The organism is Streptomyces sp. NPDC001770 (assembly GCF_053596135.1).
In genome coordinates, this window is record NZ_JBSFFN010000012.1 from 31,936 (window position 1) to 53,774 (window position 21,839).

Sequence of the window (21,839 nt, forward strand, 5' to 3'; positions counted from 1 at the left end):
AGCGCGTCTCGCGGCTCTAGGGGATCGATGACTGAGTATGGCCGGGGCGCACGCCCCGAACCGTGGCATCCCGAGGATCCCCTCCAGGGGGACCAGGGCTGGGCGGCCCAGGAAGCCTCACAGGGCCAGAACTCCTACGGCGGTCATCCGCAGGACCCCTACGCCCCGCAGCACCAACAGCAGTACCCCCAGGATCCGTACGCCCAGCACCAGCAGGGCTACGGCAATCCCCAGGACCCGTACGCCCAGCAGCAGGCATACCCGCAGCAGGACTACGGCAATCCCCAGGATCCCTACGGGCATCAGCAGCACCAGCAGCCCCACCAGCAGCAACAGCAGCAACAGGGCGGCGGTTACGGGCAGCAGCCCTACGAACAGCAGCCCTACGAACAGCAGCAGTACGGGCAGCAGCAGCCGTACGACCCCCAGCAGCCCGGCTACGACCAGGGCTGGGACACCGGGCAGCAGCCCGCCATGCCGTACGGAGCCCAGCCCCACGACCCGTACGGCTACCCGGCGGAGAGCTACGGCGGCCCCGGTGACCAGTACGCCACCGCGGAGGCCTTCCCGCCGCCGCAGCCGCCGGGCCGCCGGACCGCCCCGGAACCCGAGCCCCAGCCGCAGACGGACTGGGACCCGGACGAACCGGTGGAGGAGACGCACCCCTTCTTCACCGGGGCCGACACCCCGGAGGAGCGGCGCGGCCGCGGTGGCCGCGGCAAGAACGCCCCCGGCGCACCGGACCTCGACTCCGCCCCGGACGACGGCACAGACTCCGAGTACGACGACGACCCGCGCTCCGGCCGGCGCGGAGGCCGTACCAAGGGCAAGAAGAAGAGCCGCAACGGCTGCGCCTGCCTCGTCGTGTCGCTGGTCCTCGTCGGCGGCCTCGGCGGCGTGTCCTACTTCGGATACTCGTACTGGAAGCAGCAGTTCGGCGCCCCCGAGGACTACGAGGGGATGGGCACCGGCCCGCAGGTCCAGGTCGAGATCCCCAAGAACGCGCTCGGCTACGACATCGCCAACAAGCTGAAGAAGCAGGGCGTCATCAAGTCCGTCGACGCCTTCGTCTCCGCGCAGAACTCGAACCCCAAGGGCAACTCGATCCAGGCGGGCGTCTACCTCCTCAACAAGGAGATGTCCGCGGCCAACGCGGTCAAGATGATGCTCGACCCGAAGAGCCAGAACGCCCTGGTCATCCCGGAGGGCACCCGGAACGCCAGGATCTACGAAATGATCGACAAGCGGATCGGTCTGGACGAGGGCACCACCAAGAAGGTCGCGCAGGACAAGGCCGACGATCTCGGTCTGCCGGGCTGGGCGAAGAACCACGCGGACGTCAAGGACCCGTTGGAGGGCTTCCTCTTCCCCGCGGCCTATCCGGTGGCCAAGGGATCCAAGCCCGAGGACGCGCTGAAGCGGATGGTCGAGCGCGCCAACGAGGAGTACGGCAAGCTCGACCTCGCGGGCGCGGCGAAGAAGTACGACCTGGACGGCCCCTGGCAGGTGCTGACCGTCGCCAGCCTGGTCCAGGCGGAGGGCATCTCCCACGACGACTTCCGCAAGATGGCCGAGGTGGTCTACAACCGCCTCCAGCCGGACAACACGGTCACCAACCGCAAGCTCGAATTCGACTCCGCGTTCAACTACCTGAAGAACCAGAGCAAGATCACGATCAGGTCGAGCGAGATCCGCACCAACCCGGACCCCTACAACACCTATTACCACGCGGGTCTGCCGCCGGGGCCGATCAGCAACCCGGGCGACGAGGCGATCAGCGCGACCCTGCACCCGACGGGCGACGGGTGGATGTTCTTCATCTCGCTCGACGGGAAGAAGACCGACTTCACCAAGACGGTGGAGGAGCACGAAGCGCTCAACGAGAAGTTCAAGGAACAGCATGGCCTCCAGTGAGGGACCCCGCCGCGCCGCGGTCCTCGGCTCCCCGATCGCCCACTCGCTCTCCCCGGTCCTGCACCGGGCCGCGTACGCCGAACTCGGCCTCGGCCACTGGTCGTACGACCGCTTCGAGGTGGACGAGGCCCAGCTCGCCGGCTTCGTGGAGGAGCTGGACGCCGGCTGGGCAGGGCTGTCGCTGACCATGCCGCTCAAGCGGGCCGTCATCCCGCTGCTGGACGGCATCAGCGCGGCCGCGGCCTCGGTCGAGGCCGTCAACACCGTCGTGTTCACCGAGGACGGCCGACGCCTCGGGGACAACACCGACATCCCCGGCATGGTCGCCGCCCTGCGGGAACGCGGCGTGGAGAAGACCGAGTCCGCCGCCGTCCTCGGCGCGGGCGCGACCGCCTCCTCCGCACTCGCCGCGCTGTCCCGGATCTGCACGGGACCGGTCACCACCTACGTGCGCAGCCGCGCCCGCGCCGACGAGATGCGCGGCTGGGGCGAACGTCTCGGCGTGAATGTCGTCATCGCCGACTGGGCCGAGGCCGACCGGGCCTTCGCCGCCCCGCTCGTCGTCGCGACCACTCCGGCCGGCACCACGGACGCCCTCGCCGCCGCCGTACCGGACGCTCCCGGCACCCTCTTCGACGTGCTGTACGAGCCCTGGCCCACCGCCCTCGCCGCCGCCTGGGCCGAGAGGGGCGGGGCCGTGGTCGGAGGTCTCGACCTGCTGGTGCACCAGGCGGTCCTCCAGGTCGAGCAGATGACGGGCCGCTCCCCGGCGCCACTGGCCGCCATGCGGGCGGCGGGAGAGGCCGCGCTGGCGGCACGCTGAGGGCCGCCCCGGGCTCTTCGCCGGGCCCCGGACACCGTCGCGGAGACTTGCACGGACGCGCACGAAACGTCCGTCTGCTGGACCGGGGGCCGGTCCGCCCCTCAGCTCGTGGGAGGATCGGGGGCGGCGGGCCAGGGCCGCGCACCCGGCCGCGCCTTTGCAGTTTTTGCGCGCGAGCATCGAGGAGCACCGTTGAGCAGGTTGCGCTGGCTGACCGCAGGGGAGTCGCACGGCCCCGCACTCGTGGCGACGCTGGAGGGTCTTCCCGCCGGCGTCCCGGTCACCACGGAGATGGTGGCCGACGCCCTCGCCCGGCGGCGGCTCGGCTACGGGCGCGGTGCCCGGATGAAGTTCGAGCAGGACGAGGTCACCTTCCTCGGCGGCGTACGCCACGGCCTCACCATGGGGTCCCCGGTCGCCGTCATGGTCGGCAACACCGAGTGGCCCAAGTGGGAGCAGGTCATGTCCGCCGACCCGGTGGACGAGGAGGAGCTGGCCGCACTGGCCCGCAACGCCCCGCTGACGCGCCCCCGGCCCGGCCACGCCGACCTGGCCGGCATGCAGAAGTACGGATTCGACGAGGCCCGGCCGATCCTCGAGCGCGCCAGCGCCCGGGAGACCGCCGCCCGCGTGGCGCTCGGTGCCGTCGCCCGCTCCTACCTCAAGGAGACCGCGGGCATCGAGATCGTCAGCCACGTCGTCGAACTGGCCGCCGCCAAGGCGCCGTACGGCGTGCTGCCGACTCCGGCCGACGTGCCGGCGCTCGACGCCGACCCGGTCCGCTGCCTCGACCAGGACGCGTCGAAGGCGATGGTCGCCGAGATCGACCAGGCCCACAAGGACGGCGACACCCTCGGCGGCGTCGTCGAGGTGCTCGCGTACGGCGTGCCGGTCGGACTCGGCTCGCACGTGCACTGGGACCGCCGCCTCGACGCCCGGCTCGCGTCCGCCCTCATGGGCATCCAGGCGATCAAGGGCGTGGAGGTCGGCGACGGCTTCGACCTGGCCCGGGTGCCCGGCTCCAAGGCCCACGACGAGATCCTCGTCACCGAGGACGGCATCAAGCGCGCCTCCGGGCGCGCCGGCGGGACCGAGGGCGGTCTGACCACCGGTGAGCTGCTGCGGGTCCGTGCCGCGATGAAGCCGATCGCGACCGTGCCGCGCGCACTGGCCACCGTCGACGTGGTGACCGGCGAGCCCGCCAAGGCCCACCACCAGCGCTCCGACGTCTGTGCCGTGCCGGCCGCCGGGATCGTCGCCGAGGCCATGGTCGCCCTGGTGCTCGCCGACGCCGTCGCGGAGAAGTTCGGCGGGGACAGCGTCGAGGAGACGCGCCGGAACGTGCGGGGCTACCTCGACAACCTGCGGATCCGATGAGCGCGCCGCTGGTCGTCCTCGTCGGCCCCATGGGGGTCGGCAAGTCCACGATCGGTGAGCTGCTCGCCGAGCGGCTCGGAGCCCTGTACCGCGACACCGACGCCGATGTGGTGGCGACCGCGGGCAAGCCCATCTCGGAGATCTTCTTCGACGAGGGCGAGGAACGCTTCCGCGAACTGGAGCGCCACGCCGTGCGCGAGGCCGTGGCCGGGCACACCGGTGTCCTCGCGCTCGGCGGCGGCGCGGTGCTCGACGAGGGCACCCGCGCCCTGCTGGCGGGGCACGCCGTCGTCTACCTCTCCATGGACGTGGAAGAGGCGGTCAAGCGCGTCGGCCTGGGCGCCGCACGGCCGCTGCTGGCCGTCAACCCGCGCCGGCAGTGGCGCGAGATGATGGAACTCCGCCGTCACCTGTACGAAGAGGTGGCGCGGGTGACCGTCGCCACCGACGACCGCACCCCCGACGAGATCGCCCGCGAGATCGTCGACGCACTGGAACTGCCGGAACGCGACACCACGCCCGGCCGGGAGAAGACAGCAATGACCGAGCAGGCCCCCACCCGCATCCAGGTCGCCGGCACCGAGGGCAGCGCCCCGTACGAAGTGCTGGTCGGCCGGCAGCTCCTCGGCGAGCTGCCCAAGCTCATCGGCGACCGCGCCAAGCGTGTCGCCGTGCTGCACCCGGAGGCGCTCGCCGAGACCGGCGAGGCAGTCCGTGAGGACCTCGCCTCCCAGGGGTACGAGGCCATCGCGATCCAGCTGCCGAACGCCGAGGAGGCCAAGACGGTCGAGGTCGCGGCCTACTGCTGGAAGGCGCTGGGCCAGACCGGCTTCACCCGCAGCGACGTCATCGTGGGTGTCGGCGGCGGCGCCACCACCGACGTCGCCGGCTTCGTCGCGGCGAGCTGGCTGCGCGGGGTGCGCTGGATCGCCGTCCCCACCACCGTGCTCGGCATGGTCGACGCGGCGGTCGGCGGCAAGACGGGCATCAACACCGCCGAGGGCAAGAACCTCGTCGGCGCCTTCCACCCGCCGGCCGGGGTCCTCTGCGACCTGGCGGCCCTCGACTCGCTCCCGGTGCACGACTACGTCTCCGGGATGGCCGAGATCATCAAGGCGGGCTTCATCGCCGACCCGGTGATCCTCGATCTCGTCGAGGCGGACCCCGAGGGCGCCCGTACGCCCGCCGGACCGCACACCGCCGAGCTGATCGAGCGCTCCATCCGGGTCAAGGCCGAGGTCGTCTCCAGCGACCTCAAGGAGGCCGGACTCCGCGAGATCCTCAACTACGGCCACACACTGGGCCACGCGATCGAGAAGAACGAGCGCTACAAGTGGCGCCACGGTGCCGCCGTCTCGATCGGCCTGGTCTTCGCCGCCGAGCTGGGCCGGCTCGCCGGACGGCTCGACGACGCCACCGCCGACCGGCACCGCACCGTCCTCGCGTCGGTCGGCCTGCCGCTCACCTACCGCGGTGACCAGTGGCCGCGCCTGCTCGAGAACATGAAGCTCGACAAGAAGTCCCGCGGCGACCTGCTGCGCTTCATCGTGCTCGACGCGCTCGGCAAGCCCACCGTCCTGGAGGGCCCGGACCCGGCCGTCCTGCTCGCCGCCTACGGAGAGGTCTCCGCGTGACCCGCAGCGTCTACGTGCTGAACGGCCCGAACCTCGGCCGCCTGGGCTCCCGCGAGCCCGACGTCTACGGGGCCACCTCGTACGCCGGGCTCGTCGAGACCTGCCAGGCCCTCGGCAAGGAGCTCGGCTTCGACGTCGAGGTCCGCGAGACCAACGACGAGGGCGAGCTGATCCGCTGGCTCCACGAGGCGGCGGACGGCAGGGTCCCGGTCGTCCTCAACCCGGGCGCGTTCACGCACTACTCGTACGGGATGAGGGACGCGATCTCCCAGCGCACCGCGCCCCTCATCGAGGTGCACATCTCCAACCCGTACGCGCGTGAGGAGTTCCGGCACACCTCCGTGGTCGCTCCGGTCGCCACCGGCACCATCGCCGGATTCGGCATCGGCTCCTACCGGCTGGCGCTGCGCGCGCTGGCCGACGAGCTGACGGACTGACCCGGCGTCACCGCCCGCCGGTGCTCCCTCGCGGGCACCAGGCACCGCCCCGGGCCGTTCACCCAGTGAAGGCCCGGGGCGGTACGGTAGCCGTCCGACCAGCGCCAGTTGACCGCACGAGACGGAGTGGCACCGGATGCAGCACGCAGTGGGGGCTCCGTTGCCGCCTCCCCACCGGCCCGGACACGGCCCCGTCGGCGGCCCGCACCACGCCCCGCACCCCGGCGGCCCCGGCACGCCGCCCCCGATACCCCCGGCACCTCCGGCGCCCCTGGCCCAGGGATGGGCGGCGCCCGGCCCGGACCAGCAGCCCGCGCCCCCCTCACGCGAGGTCACCGGCCACTTCCGGCTGCCGCCGGGCGGCCTGGTGCCGCTGCCCGCGCAGCCCCCCGAACCCGGCACCGGCGCCGCCACCCTCGCCGTCCTCCTGATCGGCCCGGCGGGCGCGGGGAAGACCACCGTCGCCAAGCTCTGGGCCGCCCGCCGCCGGGTGCCCACGGCCCACGTCTCGCTGGACGACGTCCGTGAATGGGTCCGTTCCGGGTTCGCCGACCCGCAGGCCGGCTGGAACGACCAGTCCGAGGCCCAGTACCGCCTGGCCCGCCGTACCTGCGGCTTCGCCGCCCGCAACTTCCTCGCCAACGGCATCTCCTGCATCCTCGACGACGCCGTCTTCCCCGACCGGCCCGTCATCGGCCTCGGCGGCTGGAAGCGCCACGTCGGCCCCGGCCTGCTCCCGGTGGTCCTCCTGCCCGGCCTCGAGGTCGTCCTGGAGCGCAACGCCGCCCGCACCGGCAACCGCCGCCTCTCCGACGAGGAGGTCGCCCGCATCCACGGCCGGATGGCCGGGTGGTACGGCTCCGGGCTGCCGATCATCGACAACTCGACGTACGACGTCGAGACCACCGCCCGCGTCCTGGACGACGTCCTCGCCCGCGCCCTGGCGAGCCCGCCCGCCTGGTAGCCCGGTTCTTCCGGTGGCACGCCCGCCGGTGGCACACGCCTCCCCGGTGTCACGCCCCTCGGCCGTGCGCCCCGACGCGCGCACGGGCACCGGCCGTGCTCCTTCTGCCGTCGTGTCCGACGGTCCTCCGGCCGTCCTCCGGCGGCGCTCCGGCCGTCCCCGGTCGGACAGCGCTGACGGGCGGGGCGGTGGATGCGCTCGTACGCTCGGGGCATGTCAGAGGTGTACGCCGTCCGCCGCGGGCTGGTCCGCGACCGGTGCGCCGCCGCCGGATCGGCCGCCGCCCTGGTCTCCCGCCCCGCCAACGTCCGCTATCTCGCCGGCGGGGCGCCTCCCGGCGCCGTCCTGCTGCTCGGCGCCGGCGAGGACGTCCTGCTCTGTCCCCGCGCCCCGGCCGGCGACCCGGCCCACGGCCGCCCGGACGAGTCGCTGCGGGTGTCGGCACTGGGAAGCGGGCACGGGGACGCGGCGATCGCCGCCGCCGCGCTGGCCGCCGAGTACGGGACGGAGCGCCTCGCCGTCGAGGAGCACGACCTGACCGTCGCCCGCCACCGGGCCATGGCCACCGCCGCTCCCAAGCTGCGCCTCGGCGACCTCGGGACCACGGTGGAGCAGCTTCGGGTGGTCAAGGACGAGGAGGAGATCGCCTGCCTGCGCATCGCGGCGGAGATCACCGACCAGGCGCTGGGGGAGCTCCTCGAATCGATCCTCGTCGGCCGCACCGAACGCCATCTCGCCCTGGAGCTGGAGCGCCGCCTGGTCGACCACGGCGCCGAGGGCCCCGCCTTCGCCACCTCCGTGGCCACCGGACCCAACTCCGGCCAGGCGCGTCACCGGCCTACCGACCGCAGGGTCGAGGAAGGCGATTTCCTCAGCGTCTGCCTCGGCGCGAGCTACCGCGGCTACCGCTGCGAGATCGCCCGCACCTTCGTCATCGGCACCGCCCCGGCGGAGTGGCAGATCGAGCTGTACGACCTCGTTTTCGCCGCTCAGCGCGGTGGGCGGGAGGCCCTGCTGCCGGACGCCACCTACCGTGAAGTGGACCACGCGGCCCGTCATCCGCTGGACTCCGCGGGGCACGGCGAGGGGCTTTCGCCCCGCACCGGGCACGGGGTGGGACTCGAAATCGACGAGGACCCGCAGCTGGCACCGACAGCCATGGGTAAACTGGACGCTTGCGTGCCGGTCACCGTCGGACCGGGGGTCCACCTCCCGGGCCGGGGCGGTGTCCGGATCGATGACACGCTCGTCGTGCGCCCCGAGGCGGACGGCGGACCCGAGCTACTCACCATTACGACCAAGGAGCTGCTCGCGCTCTAGCGCGCGTTCTTGGCCGTCCACCAGCTTTCAGTCCAGGAGATTCCGCAACCGTGGCTTCCACGAACGACCTCAAGAACGGCCTGGTGCTCAAGCTCGACGGAGGCCAGCTCTGGTCCGTCGTCGAGTTCCAGCACGTCAAGCCCGGCAAGGGCCCGGCCTTCGTGCGCACCAAGCTCAAGAACGTGCTCTCCGGCAAGGTCGTCGACAAGACGTTCAACGCCGGCGTGAAGGTCGAAACGGCCACCATCGACCGCCGGGACATGCAGTTCTCGTACATGGACGGCGACTACTTCGTCTTCATGGACATGGACACGTACGACCAGCTGATGGTCGACCGCAAGTCCGTCGGCGACGCCGCCAACTTCCTCATCGAGGGCTTCACCGCCTCGGTCGCGCAGCACGAGGGCGAGGTGCTCTACGTGGAGCTGCCCGCCGCCGTCGAGCTGACCATCAAGCACACCGACCCGGGCGTCCAGGGTGACCGCTCCACCGGTGGCACCAAGCCCGCCACGCTGGAGACGGACTACGAGATCGGCGTGCCGCTCTTCATCACCACCGGCGAGAAGATCAAGGTCGACACCCGTACGGGCGACTACCTCGGCCGGGTGAACAGCTAACCGTGGCTGCCCGGAACAAGGCCCGCAAGCGCGCCTTCCAGATCCTCTTCGAGGCCGACCAGCGCGGTGAGTCCGTGCAGACGGTCCTCGCGGACTGGGTCCGGCACTCGCGGACCGACGACCGTCAGCCCCCGGTCGGCGAATTCACGATGGAACTCGTCGAGGGGTACGCGCGGTACGCGAACCGGATCGACGACCTCATCGTCACGTACGCCGTGGACTGGGAGATCGACCGCATGCCGGTCGTCGACCGCAGCATCCTCCGGCTCGGCGCGTACGAGCTGATCTGGATGGACGAGACGCCGGACGCCGTCGTCATCGACGAGGCGGTCCAGCTCGCCAAGGAATTCTCCACGGACGACTCCCCGTCCTTCGTGAACGGCATGCTGGCCCGTTTCAAGGACCTCAAGCCGAACCTGCGCCGCGAGCAGTAGCTCCGGGGCGCCGAGCTTCAGCCGACGAAGGCCCGCGGTCGACCCGACCGCGGGCCTTCGGCACGTCCGGACGGGCTCCTCCAGGGCCCCCGGGGAGCCCTGGAGCCCTGGAGGCGCCCGGGCGGCCATGTGCGGGGCTCGCGGGAGCGTGGGGTCGTGGGGCCGTGGGGCCGGATACGACGACGGGCCGGCGGGGGAGACCCTTCCGGGTCCCCTCCCGCCGGCCCGGCGACAAGGTGTTCGTACGACCAGGTGGTCGTACGGGCGGGGCTCGGGGCCCCGCCGAGGGGCTCAGCCCTCTTCGTGGGTGACGGCCCGGCGCGCGTCCGCGTCCAGCACGCCCCAGTTGATCAGCTGCTCCGTCAGCACGGAAGGCGACTGGTCGTAGATGACCGCGAGGGTGCGCAGGTCGTCCTGGCGGATCGAGAGGACCTTGCCGTTGTAGTCGCCGCGCTGGCTCTGGATCGTCGCGGCGTAACGCTGCAGCGGTCCGGCCTTCTCCGGCGGGACGTGGGCGAGGCGCTCCAGGTCCAGGACGAGCTTCGGCGGCGGCTCGGCCGCGCCGCCGGGGGTCGTGCCCGGCAGCAGCTCCTGGACGGGAACGCCGTAGAAGTCCGCCAGCTCCGCAAGACGCTGGACGGTCACCGCACGGTCGCCGCGCTCGTACGAGCCGACGACGACGGCCTTCCAACGGCCCTGCGACTTCTCCTCCACGCCGTGGAGGGAGAGGCCCTGCTGGGTGCGGATGGCGCGGAGCTTGGCCCCGAGCTGTTTTGCGTATTCGCTGGACATAAGGCTCCCCGGACGCTCGAACATGATGCGGCGCCGCCGCGTGGCTGGTGACTCACTGTGAGGTTACGCAGCGTTACTTGGATGCGTCAAGCCGGGAGGTCCCGGGCGGCTCCGCGGGGGGCCGGGTCGGGGGTCCCGGAACGGCCCTGGTACCGTGGACGACGTAGTTTCGGTAATTCCGACGTCCTTTAAGGTCCGTCCCGTGAGGCGGAGAAGGAGGTCCGTTTCTCAATGGACGCACAGCACGACGGCACCGGCAACGCGGCACGGCCCGTTCTGGAAGCCCCCGACATCGCCCGGGCCCTGACCAGGATCGCCCACGAGATCGTCGAACGCGCCAAGGGCGCCGACGACGTGGTGCTCCTCGGCATCCCCACCCGCGGCGTCTTCCTCGCCCGCAGGCTCGCCGCGAAGCTCGAAGAGATCACCGGCCGCGCGATGCCCGTCGGATCCCTCGACATCACGATGCACCGCGACGACCTGCGGATGCGCCCCGCGCGCGCCATCGGACGCACCGACATCCCCGGTGACGGCGTCGACGAACGCCTCGTCGTCCTCGTCGACGACGTGCTCTTCTCCGGCCGCACGATCCGCGCCGCCCTCGACGCCCTCGGCGACATCGGCCGCCCCCGCGCCGTCCAGCTCGCGGTCCTGGTCGACCGCGGCCACCGTGAACTCCCCATCCGCGCCGACTACGTCGGCAAGAACCTCCCGACGTCGCACCGGGAGACGGTCACGGTCCAGCTCGCCGAGGAGGACGGCCGCGACGCCGTGCTGCTCGGAGCGCGGCGGACCGCCCCGGCAGGCGGGCACTAGCACCGCTACCGCTACCCGAACGGCGCTTCCGTGCGACCGGACACCCGGTCCGTACGGCCGCCGCAGCACGCCCGCATGCCCGAAACCTCCACCACCCCGGAGAACACCCAGATGAAGCGCCACCTCATCTCGGCCGCCGACCTCACCCGCGACGACGCCGTCCTCATCCTCGACACCGCCGAGGAGATGGCCCGGGTCGCCGACCGGCCGATCAAGAAGCTCCCCACCCTGCGCGGCCGTACCGTCGTCAACCTCTTCTTCGAGGACTCGACGCGGACCCGCATCTCCTTCGAGGCCGCCGCCAAGCGCCTCTCCGCCGACGTCATCAACTTCTCCGCGAAGGGCTCGTCCGTCTCCAAGGGCGAATCCCTCAAGGACACCGCCCTGACCCTGGAGGCGATGGGCGCCGACGCCGTCGTCATCCGGCACCACGCCTCGGGCGCCCCCTACCGTCTCGCCACCTCCGGCTGGATCGACGGCGCGGTGGTCAACGCCGGCGACGGCACCCACGAGCACCCCACCCAGGCCCTGCTGGACGCCTTCACCATGCGCCGCCGGCTGGTCGGCGCCGACCAGGGCCTCGGCCGCGACCTCGAAGGCCGCCGGATCACCATCGTCGGGGACGTCCTGCACAGCCGCGTCGCCCGCTCCAACGTCCACCTGCTGACCACGCTCGGCGCCCACGTCACCCTGGTGGCCCCGCCCACCCTGCTGCCGATCGGCGTGGAGCAGTGGCCCTGCGACGTCAGCTACGGCCTGGACGAGGTGCTCCCGAAGTCCGACGCGGTGATGATGCTGCGTGTGCAGCGTGAGCGGATGAACGCCGCGTACTTCCCCACCGAGCGCGAGTACTCCCGCCGCTACGGCCTGAACGGCGACCGCATGGCGAAGATGCCCGAGCACAGCATCGTCATGCACCCCGGCCCGATGAACCGCGGCATGGAGATCACCGCCGAGGTCGCGGACTCCGGCCGCTGCACCGCCGTCGAACAGGTCGCCAACGGCGTCTCCGTCCGCATGGCCGTGCTCTACCTGCTGCTCGGCGGCTCCGAGCCCGCCACCACCGCCCGTACCGAGGGGAACAAGTAACCATGAGCAAGATCCTTATCCGCGGCGCGCAGATCCTCGGTGGCGAAGTCCAGGACGTCCTGATCGACGGCGAGACCATCGCCGAGACCGGCACCGGCATCGAGGCGGCGGACGCCACCGTCGTCGAGGCGGCGGGTCTGGTCCTGCTGCCCGGCCTGGTCGACCTCCACACCCACCTGCGCGAGCCCGGCCGCGAGGACTCCGAGACCGTCCTGACCGGCACCAGGGCCGCGGCGGTCGGCGGCTTCACCGCCGTGCACGCCATGGCCAACACCTTCCCCGTCGCCGACACCGCCGGCGTGGTCGAGCAGGTCTGGCGGCTCGGCAAGGAGTCCGGCTACTGCGACGTCCAGCCGATCGGCGCCGTCACCGTCGGCCTGGAGGGCAAGCAGCTCGCCGAGCTCGGCGCCATGCACGACTCCGCCGCCGGAGTGAAGGTCTTCTCCGACGACGGCAAGTGCGTCGACGACGCCGTGATCATGCGCCGCGCCCTGGAGTACGTGAAGGCGTTCGACGGTGTCGTCGCCCAGCACGCCCAGGAACCCCGCCTCACCGAGGGCGCCCAGATGAACGAGGGCACCGTCTCCGCCGAGCTCGGCCTCGGCGGCTGGCCCGCCGTCGCCGAGGAGTCGATCATCGCGCGCGACGTGCTGCTCGCCGCCCACGTCGACTCCCGCGTGCACATCTGCCACCTGTCGACGGCAGGCTCGGTCGAGATCGTCCGCTGGGCCAAGTCCAAGGGCTGGAACGTCACCGCCGAGGTCACCCCGCACCACCTGCTCCTCACCGACGAGCTGGTCCGCTCGTACAACCCGGTCTACAAGGTGAACCCGCCGCTGCGCACCGAGGCCGACGTCCTGGCCCTGCGCGAGGCGCTCGCCGACGGCACCATCGACTGCGTCGCCACCGACCACGCCCCGCACCCCCACGAGGACAAGGACTGCGAGTGGGCCGCGGCGGCGATGGGCATGGTGGGCCTGGAGACCGCGCTCTCCGTCGTCCAGCAGACGATGGTCGAGACCGGTCTGCTCGACTGGGCGGGCGTCGCCGACCGCATGTCGTTCCGCCCGGCGGCCATCGGCCGGCTCGACGGACACGGCCGCCCCGTCTCGGCGGGTGAGCCCGCCAACCTCGTTCTCGTCGATCCGGCATACCGTGGGACCGTGGACCCCGCGGGCTTCGCGTCCCGCAGCCGCAACACCCCCTACGAGGGCCGTGAGCTGCCGGGACGGGTCACCCACACCTTCCTGCGGGGCCGTGCCACGGTCGTCGACGGGAAGCTCACGTGACAAAACTGATCCCCCTGTACCAGCTGGCCGCCGAACAGAAGTCGGCCCAAGTGACCGACTGGTCCGCCCGGATCAGCTGGGTCGTCGGAATACTGGTCTTCGTGGCCCTCGTCTACTGGCTGATGCGCCAGGGATGGAAGTGGCGCGGCAGCCTCCAGTCCGACCTGCCGGAGCTCGCGGCCACCCCCGAGGGATTCGCGGACGGCACCCCGCTCCTGAAGCTCTCCGGCCGCTACCACGGCTCCACCACCGCCGGGCAGTGGCTCGACCGGATCGTCGCGCACGGCCTGGGCACCCGCAGCCGGGTCGAGCTCACCCTCACGGAGCAGGGCCTGGACGTCGTACGCCCCGGAGCGGCCGGCTTCTTCGTACCGGCCGCGGCCCTGCGCGAGGCCCGGCACGAGCGGGCGATCGCGGGCAAGGTCCTCCCCGAGGGCGGCCTGCTGGTCATCACCTGGGCCCACGGCGACAAGCTGATCGACTCCGGGTTCCGCTCCGACCAGGCGGCCGAGCACCGGACCTGGGTCGACACCCTCACCTCTCTCACCAGCACTACGGAAGGCACCGCACGATGACGATCTCCACCCGGGGAGCCGCACAAGCTCCCGCCGTACTCGTCCTGGAGGACGGCCGCATCTTCCGCGGCCGTGCCTACGGGGCCGTGGGGGAGACCTTCGGCGAGGCCGTTTTCTCCACCGGCATGACCGGCTACCAGGAGACGCTGACCGACCCCTCGTACGACCGCCAGATCGTCGTCGCCACCGCGCCGCAGATCGGCAACACCGGCTGGAACGACGAGGACGACGAGTCCTCCCGCATCTGGGTCTCCGGCTACGTCGTGCGCGACCCCGCACGCATCCCGTCCAACTGGCGTTCGCGCCGCTCCCTCGACGAGGAGCTCGCCAAGCAGGGCGTCGTCGGGATCTCCGGCATCGACACCCGCGCCCTCACCCGCCACCTGCGTGAGCGCGGCGCGATGCGCTCCGGCGTCTTCTCCGGCGAGGCACTCGCCCCCGACGCCGAGCTGCTCGCCCGCGTCCAGGCCCAGCCGCAGATGAAGGGCGCCAGCCTGTACGAGGAGGTCGCCACCAAGGAGGCCTACACCGTCCCGGCGATCGGCGAGAAGAAGTTCACCGTCGCCGCCATCGACCTCGGCATCAAGGGCATGACCCCCCGCCGGATGGCCGAGCGCGGCATCGAAGTGCACGTGCTCCCCGCCACCGCGACCGCCGAGGACGTCTACGCCCTCGCCCCCGACGGCGTGTTCTTCTCCAACGGCCCCGGCGACCCCGCCACCGCCGACGGCCCTGTCGCGCTGATGCGCGCCGTGCTGGAGCGGAAGACGCCGCTCTTCGGCATCTGCTTCGGCAACCAGATCCTCGGCCGCGCCCTCGGCTTCGGCACCTACAAGCTGAAGTACGGCCACCGGGGCATCAACCAGCCCGTCCAGGACCGCACGACCGGCAAGGTCGAGGTGACCGCGCACAACCACGGCTTCGCCGTCGACGCGCCCCTGGACAAGATCTCGGACACCGAGTTCGGCCGCGCCGAGGTCTCCCACGTCTGCCTGAACGACCAGGTCGTCGAAGGACTGCACCTCCTCGACCAGCCCGCGTTCAGCGTCCAGTACCACCCCGAAGCAGCCGCGGGCCCGCACGACGCCGCGTACCTCTTCGACCGTTTCGTCACCCTGATGGAGGGCCAGCGTGCCTAAGCGCTCCGATATCCAGTCCGTCCTGGTCATCGGCTCCGGCCCGATCGTCATCGGCCAGGCCGCCGAGTTCGACTACTCCGGTACCCAGGCGTGCCGCGTGCTCAAGGCCGAGGGCCTGCGCGTCATCCTGGTCAACTCCAACCCGGCCACGATCATGACCGACCCGGAGATCGCCGACGCCACCTACGTCGAGCCGATCACCCCCGAGTTCGTCGAGAAGATCATCGCCAAGGAACGCCCCGACGCCCTCCTGCCGACGCTGGGCGGCCAGACCGCGCTCAACACCGCCATCTCCATGCACGACAACGGCGTGCTGGAGAAGTACGGCGTCGAGCTGATCGGTGCCAACGTCGAGGCGATCAACAAGGGCGAGGACCGCGACCTCTTCAAGGGCGTCGTCGAAGCCGTCCGCCAGAAGATCGGCCACGGCGAGTCCGCCCGCTCGGTCATCTGCCACACGATGGACGACGTCATCCAGGGTGTCGAGACCCTCGGCGGCTACCCCGTCGTCGTCCGCCCCTCCTTCACCATGGGCGGCGCCGGCTCCGGCTTCGCCCACGACGAGGAGGAGCTGCGCCGCATCGCCGGACAGGGCCTCACCCTCTCGCCGACCACCGAGGTGCTCCTGGAGGAGTCCATCCTCGGCTGGAAGGAGTACGAGCTGGAGCTGATGCGCGACAAGAACGACAACGTCGTGGTCGTCTGCTCCATCGAGAACTTCGACCCGATGGGCGTCCACACCGGCGACTCCATCACCGTCGCCCCGTCGATGACGCTCACCGACCGCGAGTACCAGCGGCTGCGCGACATCGGCATCGCGATCATCCGCGAGGTCGGCGTCGACACCGGCGGCTGCAACATCCAGTTCGCCATCGACCCCACCGACGGCCGGATCATCGTCATCGAGATGAACCCGCGCGTCTCCCGCTCCTCGGCGCTCGCCTCCAAGGCCACCGGCTTCCCGATCGCCAAGATCGCCGCCAAGCTGGCCGTCGGCTACACGCTCGACGAGATCCCGAACGACATCACCGAGAAGACCCCGGCCTCCTTCGAGCCCTCGCTCGACTACGTCGTGGTCAAGGCCCCGCGCTTCGCCTTCGAGAAGTTCCCCTCCGCCGACTCCACCCTCACCACCACCATGAAGTCGGTGGGCGAGGCCATGGCGATCGGCCGCAACTTCACCGAGGCGCTGCAGAAGGCGCTCCGCTCGCTGGAGAAGAAGGGCTCGCAGTTCTCCTTCACCGGAGAGCCCGGCGACAAGGACGCCCTGCTCGCCGAGTCGGTCCGCCCCACGGACGGCCGCATCAACACGGTCATGCAGGCGATCCGCGCCGGTGCCACCCCCGAGGAGGTCTTCGACGCCACGAAGATCGACCCGTGGTTCGTGGACCAGCTCTTCCTGATCAAGGAGATCGCCGACGGGCTGGCCTCCGCCGAGCGCCTCGACGCCGACGTGATCGCCGAGGCCAAGCGCCACGGCTTCTCCGACGCGCAGATCGCCGAGATCCGCGGCCTGGGCGAGGACGTCGTCCGCGAGGTCCGCCACGCGCTCGGCATCCGCCCGGTCTACAAGACGGTCGACACGTGCGCCGCCGAGTTCGCGGCGAAGACGCCGTACTTCTACTCCTCGTACGACGAGGAGAGCGAGGTCGCGCCCCGCACCAAGCCCGCGGTGATCATCCTCGGCTCGGGCCCCAACCGCATCGGCCAGGGCATCGAGTTCGACTACTCCTGCGTCCACGCCTCCTTCGCCCTGAGCGACGCCGGCTACGAGACCGTGATGGTCAACTGCAACCCGGAGACCGTCTCCACCGACTACGACACCTCCGACCGGCTCTACTTCGAGCCGCTCACCCTGGAGGACGTCCTGGAGATCGTCCACGCGGAGACCCTCGCGGGCCCCGTCGCGGGCGTCGTCGTCCAGCTCGGCGGCCAGACCCCGCTCGGCCTGTCGCAGGCGCTCAAGGACAACGGCGTGCCCGTCGTCGGCACGTCCCCCGAGGCGATCCACGCCGCCGAGGACCGCGGCGCCTTCGGCCGGGTGCTCGCCGAGGCCGGCCTGCCCGCGCCGAAGCACGGCACCGCCACCACCTTCGACGAGGCCAAGGCCATCGCCGACGAGATCGGCTACCCGGTCCTGGTGCGCCCGTCGTACGTCCTCGGCGGACGCGGCATGGAGATCGTCTACGACGAGACCCGCCTGTCCTCGTACATCGCCGAGTCCACCGAGATCAGCCCCACCCGGCCGGTCCTGGTCGACCGCTTCCTCGACGACGCGATCGAGATCGACGTCGACGCGCTCTACGACGGCACCGAGCTCTACCTCGGCGGCGTCATGGAGCACATCGAGGAGGCCGGTATCCACTCCGGCGACTCCGCCTGCGCGCTGCCCCCGATCACCCTCGGCGGCCACGACATCAAGCGCCTGCGGGTCTCCACCGAGGGCATCGCCAAGGGCGTCGGCGTCCGCGGACTGATCAACATCCAGTTCGCGCTCTCCGGCGACATCCTCTACGTCCTGGAGGCCAACCCCCGCGCCTCCCGGACCGTCCCCTTCACCTCGAAGGCGACCGCCGTCCCGCTCGCCAAGGCCGCCGCCCGCATCTCGCTGGGCGCGACCATCGCCGAGCTGCGCGCCGAGGGCCTGCTGCCGGCCCAGGGCGACGGCGGCACCCTGCCGCTCGACGCGCCGATCTCCGTCAAGGAGGCCGTCATGCCGTGGTCGCGCTTCCGCGACATCCACGGCCGCGGGGTGGACACCGTCCTCGGCCCGGAGATGCGTTCGACCGGTGAGGTCATGGGCATCGACTCCGCCTTCGGGACGGCCTACGCCAAGTCCCAGGCCGGCGCCTACGGCCCGCTGCCCGTCAAGGGCCGCGCGTTCATCTCGGTCGCCAACCGCGACAAGCGCTCGATGATCTTCCCGGCCAGGGAGCTCGTCGCCCACGGCTTCGAGCTGATGGCGACCTCCGGCACCGCCGAGGTCCTCAAGCGCAACGGCATCAACGCCACCGTCGTGCGCAAGCAGTCCGAGGGCGAGGGCCCGGACGGCGAGAAGACCATCGTCCAGCTCATCCACGACGGCCAGGTCGACCTCATCGTCAACACGCCGTACGGCACCGGCGGCCGGCTCGACGGCTACGAGATCCGGACCGCCGCGGTGGCCCGCTCGGTGCCGTGCCTGACGACCGTCCAGGCGCTCGCCGCCGCGGTCCAGGGCATCGACGCGCTCCGCCGCGGGGACGTCGGCGTACGGTCCCTGCAGGAGCACGCCGAGCACCTGACGGCGGCCCGCGACTAGTCGGTACGGACGGACCGGCCCGGACCCTTCTGGGTCCGGGCCGGCCAGGCAAGGGGGACACCGGTCTGCGGTGTCCCCCTCTTCGTGAGGACACCTTCGATGTACAAGTTCTTCTTCCAGCTGGTCTTCAAGCGGATGGACCCCGAGCAGGCCCACTACCTGGCCTTCCGGTGGATCCGTCTCGCCGCCCGTACCCCCGTCCTGCGGACCTTCGTCGCCGCGGTGCTCGCCCCCCGGTACAAGGCCCTGCGCACCGAGGCCCTCGGCCTGCGGATGCACGGCCCCTTCGGCCTCGCCGCCGGCTTCGACAAGAACGCGATCGCGATCGACGGCATGGCGATGCTCGGCTTCGACCACGTCGAGATCGGCACCGTGACCGGCGAGCCGCAGCCCGGCAACCCCAGGAAGCGGCTCTTCCGCCTGGTCGCCGACCGCGCCCTGATCAACCGCATGGGCTTCAACAACGAGGGCTCCGCCGCCGTCGCCGCCCGCCTCGGCGCCCGCGAGCCCGTCTTCCGCACCACCGTCGGCGTCAACATCGGCAAGACCAAGGTGGTCCCGGAGGCCGAGGCCGCCGCCGACTACGTGAAGTCCACCGAGCGCCTCGCCGCCCACGCCGACTACCTCGTGGTCAACGTCTCCTCGCCCAACACCCCCGGCCTGCGCAACCTCCAGGCCACCGAGGCGCTGCGCCCGCTGCTGACCGCCGTGCGCGAGGCCGCCGACCGCACCGTGACCGACCGCCGCGTCCCGCTCCTGGTCAAGATCGCCCCCGACCTCGCGGACGAGGACGTCGACGCCGTCGCCGACCTCGCCGTGGAACTCCGCCTCGACGGCATCATCGCCACCAACACCACCATCGCCCGCGACGGTCTCGGCCTGCGCTCGCCCGCCTCCCTGACCGGCGAGACCGGCGGGCTCTCCGGCGCCCCGCTCAAGGCACGCTCCCTGGAGGTCCTGAGGCGCCTGTACGAGCGCGTGGGCGACCGGATCACCCTGGTGGGCGTCGGAGGCATCGAGAGCGCCGAGGACGCCTGGCAGCGCATTCTGGCCGGCGCGACGCTCGTCCAGGGCTACAGCGCCTTCATCTACGAAGGCCCGTTCTACGCCCGCGCGATCCACAGGGGTCTCGCCGCCCGGCTCGCCGCATCCCCGTACGCCACGCTCGCCGAAGCCGTCGGCGCCGACACCCGGAAGGCCGCACAGTGACCCTCGAAACCGCGCCCCTCGAACCCTTCGGCGCCCGTCTGCGCCGCGCCATGGACACCCGCGGCCCGCTCTGCGTCGGCATCGACCCGCACGCCTCGCTGCTCGCCTCCTGGGGCCTGTCCGACGACATCGCGGGCCTGGAGCGCTTCACCCGTACGGTCGTCGAGGCGCTCGCCGACCGGGTCGCCGTCCTCAAGCCGCAGTCCGCGTTCTTCGAGCGCTTCGGCTCGCGCGGCGTCGCCGTCCTGGAGGCGGCCGTCGCCGAGGCCCGCTCGGCCGGCGCGCTCGTGCTCATGGACGCCAAGCGCGGCGACATCGGCTCCACCATGGCCGCGTACGCGGCCACCTACCTGGACAAGGACTCGCCGCTCTTCTCGGACGCGGTCACCGTCTCGCCGTACCTCGGCTTCGGCTCGCTGCGCCCGGCGCTCGACGCCGCCGCCGTCTCCGGCGCGGGCGTCTTCGTCCTGGCGCTCACCTCCAACCCGGAGGGCGCCGAGGTGCAGCGCGCGACCGCGGCGGACGGCCGCTCGCTGGCCCAGCTGATGCTCGACCACATGGCCGCCGAGAACGCCGGGGCCGAGCCGCTCGGCTCGGTCGGCGCGGTGGTCGGTGCGACCCTCGGGGACGCCGGGGTGAATCTGGCGATCAACGGTCCGCTGCTCGCTCCGGGCATCGGCGCCCAGGGCGCCACCCCGGCCGATCTGCCGGGCGTGTTCGGCGACGCGGTGGGCAACGTGGTGCCGAGCGTGAGCCGGGGTGTTCTCCGTCACGGACCCGACGCGGCGGGTCTGCGCGAGGCCGCCGAACGCTTCGCCGACGAGGTCCGTACGGCCGTTCACGGATAGTTGAATGCGACACATAACAGCGCGTTGACGAATTCCTGAGCAAAATACCGGCCTTTATGCCGGAAATGTCCTGGTCGGCCAAGGCTGACCAGGACTTTTCGTTCGTTCTCGCTGACTCCGGAGCGGTTGGCCGCTAGTCTCCGTCGAGAGCCAACGAGCACAGGTTGTTGTTCGTGCCGTTGTTCGTGGCTCGCCAGGTGTGGGGCGACAGGTTCCTCACCGGTCCGTATCCGACAGATCGACATCCGAGGTGACGTAGGCGTGGCTCTTCCGCCCCTTACCCCTGAACAGCGCGCAGCCGCGCTCGAAAAGGCCGCCGCGGCTCGCCGGGAGCGGGCCGAGGTCAAGAATCGACTCAAGCACTCCGGCGCCTCGCTCCACGAGGTCATCAAGCAGGGTCGGGAGAACGACGTCATCGGCAAGATGAAGGTCTCCGCACTCCTTGAGTCCCTGCCGGGCGTGGGCAAGGTCCGCGCCAAGCAGATCATGGAGCGTCTCGGGATCTCCGAGAGCCGTAGGGTCCGGGGTCTCGGCTCCAATCAGATCGCATCCCTGGAGCGAGAGTTCGGCGGCACCGCCGCCTGACGTTCTCAGGCACCCCTGAGAACCTGGATAATCGCTGCATGGCTGCTTCATCCCGGGGGACGTCCCCCGTACCCCCGGACGTACGTCCGCGGCTGACCGTGCTCTCCGGCCCCTCCGGGGTCGGCAAGAGCACGGTCGTCGCGCATATGCGCAAGGTCCACCCCGAAGTCTGGCTCTCGGTGTCGGCGACGACCCGCAAGCCGCGACCCGGAGAGAGCAACGGCGTCCACTACTTCTTCGTGGACGACCAGGAGTTCGACAAGCTGATCGCCAACGGCGAGCTGCTCGAATGGGCGGAGTTCGCGGGCAACCGCTACGGCACCCCCCGCCGGGCCGTCCTCGACCGCCTGGAGAACGGCGAGCCGGTGCTGCTGGAGATCGACCTCCAGGGCGCCCGGCTGGTCCGCGAGTCGATGTCCGACGCGCGGCTCGTCTTCCTGGCCCCGCCGAGCTGGGACGAGCTGGTCCGCCGGCTCACCGGCCGGGGCACCGAACCGCCCGAGGTGATCGAGCGCAGGCTCGCCGCCGCCCGGGTCGAACTGGCCGCCGAGGCGGAGTTCGACACCACCCTCGTCAACACCTCCGTCGAGGACGTGGCACGCGAGCTGCTAGCCTTGATGCTTCAGGCTTCCGACCACCGTGCCACGAGCGACTGAGGAAGCGACGCGAACGGCCT

20 protein-coding genes are annotated in these 21,839 nt (G+C 71.4%); 19 read left to right on the top strand and 1 reads right to left on the bottom strand.

Annotation, left to right across the window (positions count from 1 at the left end):
• Nucleotides 1–27: 27 nt before the first annotated feature.
• From mltG to nusB, 9 genes are all read left to right on the top strand, one after another.
• Nucleotides 28–1,914: an endolytic transglycosylase MltG gene (gene mltG, locus ACWCSV_RS13240; RefSeq protein ID WP_451141570.1), complete on the top strand. Its 1,887-nt coding sequence runs from the start codon at nucleotides 28–30 to the stop codon at nucleotides 1,912–1,914.
• A complete protein-coding gene (locus ACWCSV_RS13245; RefSeq protein WP_451141572.1) occupies nucleotides 1,901–2,737 on the top strand; it encodes a shikimate dehydrogenase in 837 nt (278 codons plus the stop codon). The genes mltG and ACWCSV_RS13245 overlap by 14 nt, the downstream gene beginning before the upstream one ends.
• Before the next feature lie 192 nt (nucleotides 2,738–2,929).
• Entirely contained in the window at nucleotides 2,930–4,114 is a 1,185-nt protein-coding gene (gene aroC / locus ACWCSV_RS13250) for a chorismate synthase (protein ID WP_450774081.1), read from the top strand.
• Entirely contained in the window at nucleotides 4,111–5,748 is a 1,638-nt protein-coding gene (gene aroB, locus ACWCSV_RS13255; RefSeq protein ID WP_451141574.1) for a 3-dehydroquinate synthase, read from the top strand. Before aroC ends, aroB begins: the two co-directional genes overlap by 4 nt.
• A complete protein-coding gene (gene aroQ / locus ACWCSV_RS13260) occupies nucleotides 5,745–6,185 on the top strand; it encodes a type II 3-dehydroquinate dehydratase (RefSeq protein ID WP_451141576.1) in 441 nt (146 codons plus the stop codon). The genes aroB and aroQ overlap by 4 nt, the downstream gene beginning before the upstream one ends.
• 136 nt (nucleotides 6,186–6,321) lie before the next feature.
• On the top strand, nucleotides 6,322–7,149 hold the full coding sequence (locus tag ACWCSV_RS13265) for a Pro-rich N-terminal domain-containing protein (RefSeq protein ID WP_451141578.1): 828 nt from the start codon (nucleotides 6,322–6,324) through the stop codon (nucleotides 7,147–7,149).
• Nucleotides 7,150–7,362: 213 nt separating this feature from the next.
• On the top strand, nucleotides 7,363–8,469 hold the full coding sequence (locus ACWCSV_RS13270) for a M24 family metallopeptidase (RefSeq protein WP_451141580.1): 1,107 nt from the start codon (nucleotides 7,363–7,365) through the stop codon (nucleotides 8,467–8,469).
• Between the two features lie 50 nt (nucleotides 8,470–8,519).
• Complete coding sequence (gene efp, locus ACWCSV_RS13275) at nucleotides 8,520–9,086, top strand: elongation factor P (protein WP_451141582.1); 567 nt, start codon at nucleotides 8,520–8,522, stop codon at nucleotides 9,084–9,086.
• 2 nt (nucleotides 9,087–9,088) lie between these two features.
• Complete coding sequence (nusB, locus tag ACWCSV_RS13280; RefSeq protein WP_327174692.1) at nucleotides 9,089–9,520, top strand: transcription antitermination factor NusB; 432 nt, start codon at nucleotides 9,089–9,091, stop codon at nucleotides 9,518–9,520.
• A gap of 291 nt (nucleotides 9,521–9,811) precedes the next feature.
• Here nusB and bldD read toward each other — a convergent pair whose 3' ends face one another.
• Nucleotides 9,812–10,312 carry a transcriptional regulator BldD gene (bldD, locus tag ACWCSV_RS13285; protein ID WP_327174691.1) on the bottom strand — a complete coding sequence of 167 codons (501 nt, stop codon included), beginning with the start codon at nucleotides 10,310–10,312 and terminating at the stop codon, nucleotides 9,812–9,814.
• Between the two features lie 231 nt (nucleotides 10,313–10,543).
• On the opposite strand from bldD, the gene pyrR reads away from it, so the two are divergent.
• The 10 genes from pyrR (at nucleotide 10,544) to gmk (ending at nucleotide 21,819) form a co-directional block, all read left to right on the top strand.
• Nucleotides 10,544–11,128 (top strand): bifunctional pyr operon transcriptional regulator/uracil phosphoribosyltransferase PyrR, encoded by a 585-nt coding sequence (pyrR, locus tag ACWCSV_RS13290; RefSeq protein WP_450774085.1) that lies wholly within the window; start codon nucleotides 10,544–10,546, stop codon nucleotides 11,126–11,128.
• Nucleotides 11,129–11,239: 111 nt separating this feature from the next.
• A complete protein-coding gene (locus ACWCSV_RS13295) occupies nucleotides 11,240–12,217 on the top strand; it encodes an aspartate carbamoyltransferase catalytic subunit (RefSeq protein ID WP_451141787.1) in 978 nt (325 codons plus the stop codon).
• Nucleotides 12,218–12,219: 2 nt separating this feature from the next.
• On the top strand, nucleotides 12,220–13,506 hold the full coding sequence (locus tag ACWCSV_RS13300) for a dihydroorotase (RefSeq protein ID WP_451141584.1): 1,287 nt from the start codon (nucleotides 12,220–12,222) through the stop codon (nucleotides 13,504–13,506).
• Nucleotides 13,503–14,081: a PH-like domain-containing protein gene (locus tag ACWCSV_RS13305; RefSeq protein WP_451141586.1), complete on the top strand. Its 579-nt coding sequence runs from the start codon at nucleotides 13,503–13,505 to the stop codon at nucleotides 14,079–14,081. The genes ACWCSV_RS13300 and ACWCSV_RS13305 overlap by 4 nt, the downstream gene beginning before the upstream one ends.
• A complete protein-coding gene (gene carA / locus ACWCSV_RS13310; RefSeq protein WP_451141588.1) occupies nucleotides 14,078–15,220 on the top strand; it encodes a glutamine-hydrolyzing carbamoyl-phosphate synthase small subunit in 1,143 nt (380 codons plus the stop codon). Before ACWCSV_RS13305 ends, carA begins: the two co-directional genes overlap by 4 nt.
• Nucleotides 15,213–18,521, top strand: a complete 3,309-nt coding sequence (gene carB / locus ACWCSV_RS13315; protein ID WP_451141590.1) for a carbamoyl-phosphate synthase large subunit — start codon at nucleotides 15,213–15,215, stop codon at nucleotides 18,519–18,521. The genes carA and carB overlap by 8 nt, the downstream gene beginning before the upstream one ends.
• 99 nt (nucleotides 18,522–18,620) lie before the next feature.
• Entirely contained in the window at nucleotides 18,621–19,730 is a 1,110-nt protein-coding gene (locus tag ACWCSV_RS13320; RefSeq protein WP_451141592.1) for a quinone-dependent dihydroorotate dehydrogenase, read from the top strand.
• The gene (gene pyrF / locus ACWCSV_RS13325) at nucleotides 19,727–20,578 is read left to right on the top strand and encodes an orotidine-5'-phosphate decarboxylase (protein ID WP_451141594.1); all 852 of its coding nucleotides are present in this window, start codon (nucleotides 19,727–19,729) and stop codon (nucleotides 20,576–20,578) included. Before ACWCSV_RS13320 ends, pyrF begins: the two co-directional genes overlap by 4 nt.
• A 261-nt stretch (nucleotides 20,579–20,839) precedes the next feature.
• Complete coding sequence (locus ACWCSV_RS13330) at nucleotides 20,840–21,163, top strand: integration host factor (protein ID WP_327174683.1); 324 nt, start codon at nucleotides 20,840–20,842, stop codon at nucleotides 21,161–21,163.
• Between the two features lie 38 nt (nucleotides 21,164–21,201).
• Nucleotides 21,202–21,819 carry a guanylate kinase gene (gmk, locus tag ACWCSV_RS13335; RefSeq protein WP_390965088.1) on the top strand — a complete coding sequence of 206 codons (618 nt, stop codon included), beginning with the start codon at nucleotides 21,202–21,204 and terminating at the stop codon, nucleotides 21,817–21,819.
• The last annotated feature ends 20 nt before the right edge of the window (nucleotides 21,820–21,839 follow it).

Excerpts from the sequence above, each read along its gene's own strand:
- bldD (WP_327174691.1), bottom strand. The coding sequence starts at position 10,312 with ATGTCCAGCGAATACGCAAAACAGCTCGGGGCCAAGCTCCGCGCCATC.
- aroB (WP_451141574.1), top strand. The coding sequence starts at position 4,111 with ATGAGCGCGCCGCTGGTCGTCCTCGTCGGCCCCATGGGGGTCGGCAAG.
- mltG (WP_451141570.1), top strand. The coding sequence starts at position 28 with ATGACTGAGTATGGCCGGGGCGCACGCCCCGAACCGTGGCATCCCGAG.
- ACWCSV_RS13300 (WP_451141584.1), top strand. The coding sequence starts at position 12,220 with ATGAGCAAGATCCTTATCCGCGGCGCGCAGATCCTCGGTGGCGAAGTC.
- ACWCSV_RS13245 (WP_451141572.1), top strand. The coding sequence starts at position 1,901 with ATGGCCTCCAGTGAGGGACCCCGCCGCGCCGCGGTCCTCGGCTCCCCG.
- ACWCSV_RS13320 (WP_451141592.1), top strand. The coding sequence starts at position 18,621 with ATGTACAAGTTCTTCTTCCAGCTGGTCTTCAAGCGGATGGACCCCGAG.
- gmk (WP_390965088.1), top strand. The coding sequence starts at position 21,202 with ATGGCTGCTTCATCCCGGGGGACGTCCCCCGTACCCCCGGACGTACGT.
- pyrR (WP_450774085.1), top strand. The coding sequence starts at position 10,544 with ATGGACGCACAGCACGACGGCACCGGCAACGCGGCACGGCCCGTTCTG.
- carA (WP_451141588.1), top strand. The coding sequence starts at position 14,078 with ATGACGATCTCCACCCGGGGAGCCGCACAAGCTCCCGCCGTACTCGTC.
- ACWCSV_RS13265 (WP_451141578.1), top strand. The coding sequence starts at position 6,322 with ATGCAGCACGCAGTGGGGGCTCCGTTGCCGCCTCCCCACCGGCCCGGA.
- ACWCSV_RS13295 (WP_451141787.1), top strand. The coding sequence starts at position 11,240 with ATGAAGCGCCACCTCATCTCGGCCGCCGACCTCACCCGCGACGACGCC.
- ACWCSV_RS13270 (WP_451141580.1), top strand. The coding sequence starts at position 7,363 with ATGTCAGAGGTGTACGCCGTCCGCCGCGGGCTGGTCCGCGACCGGTGC.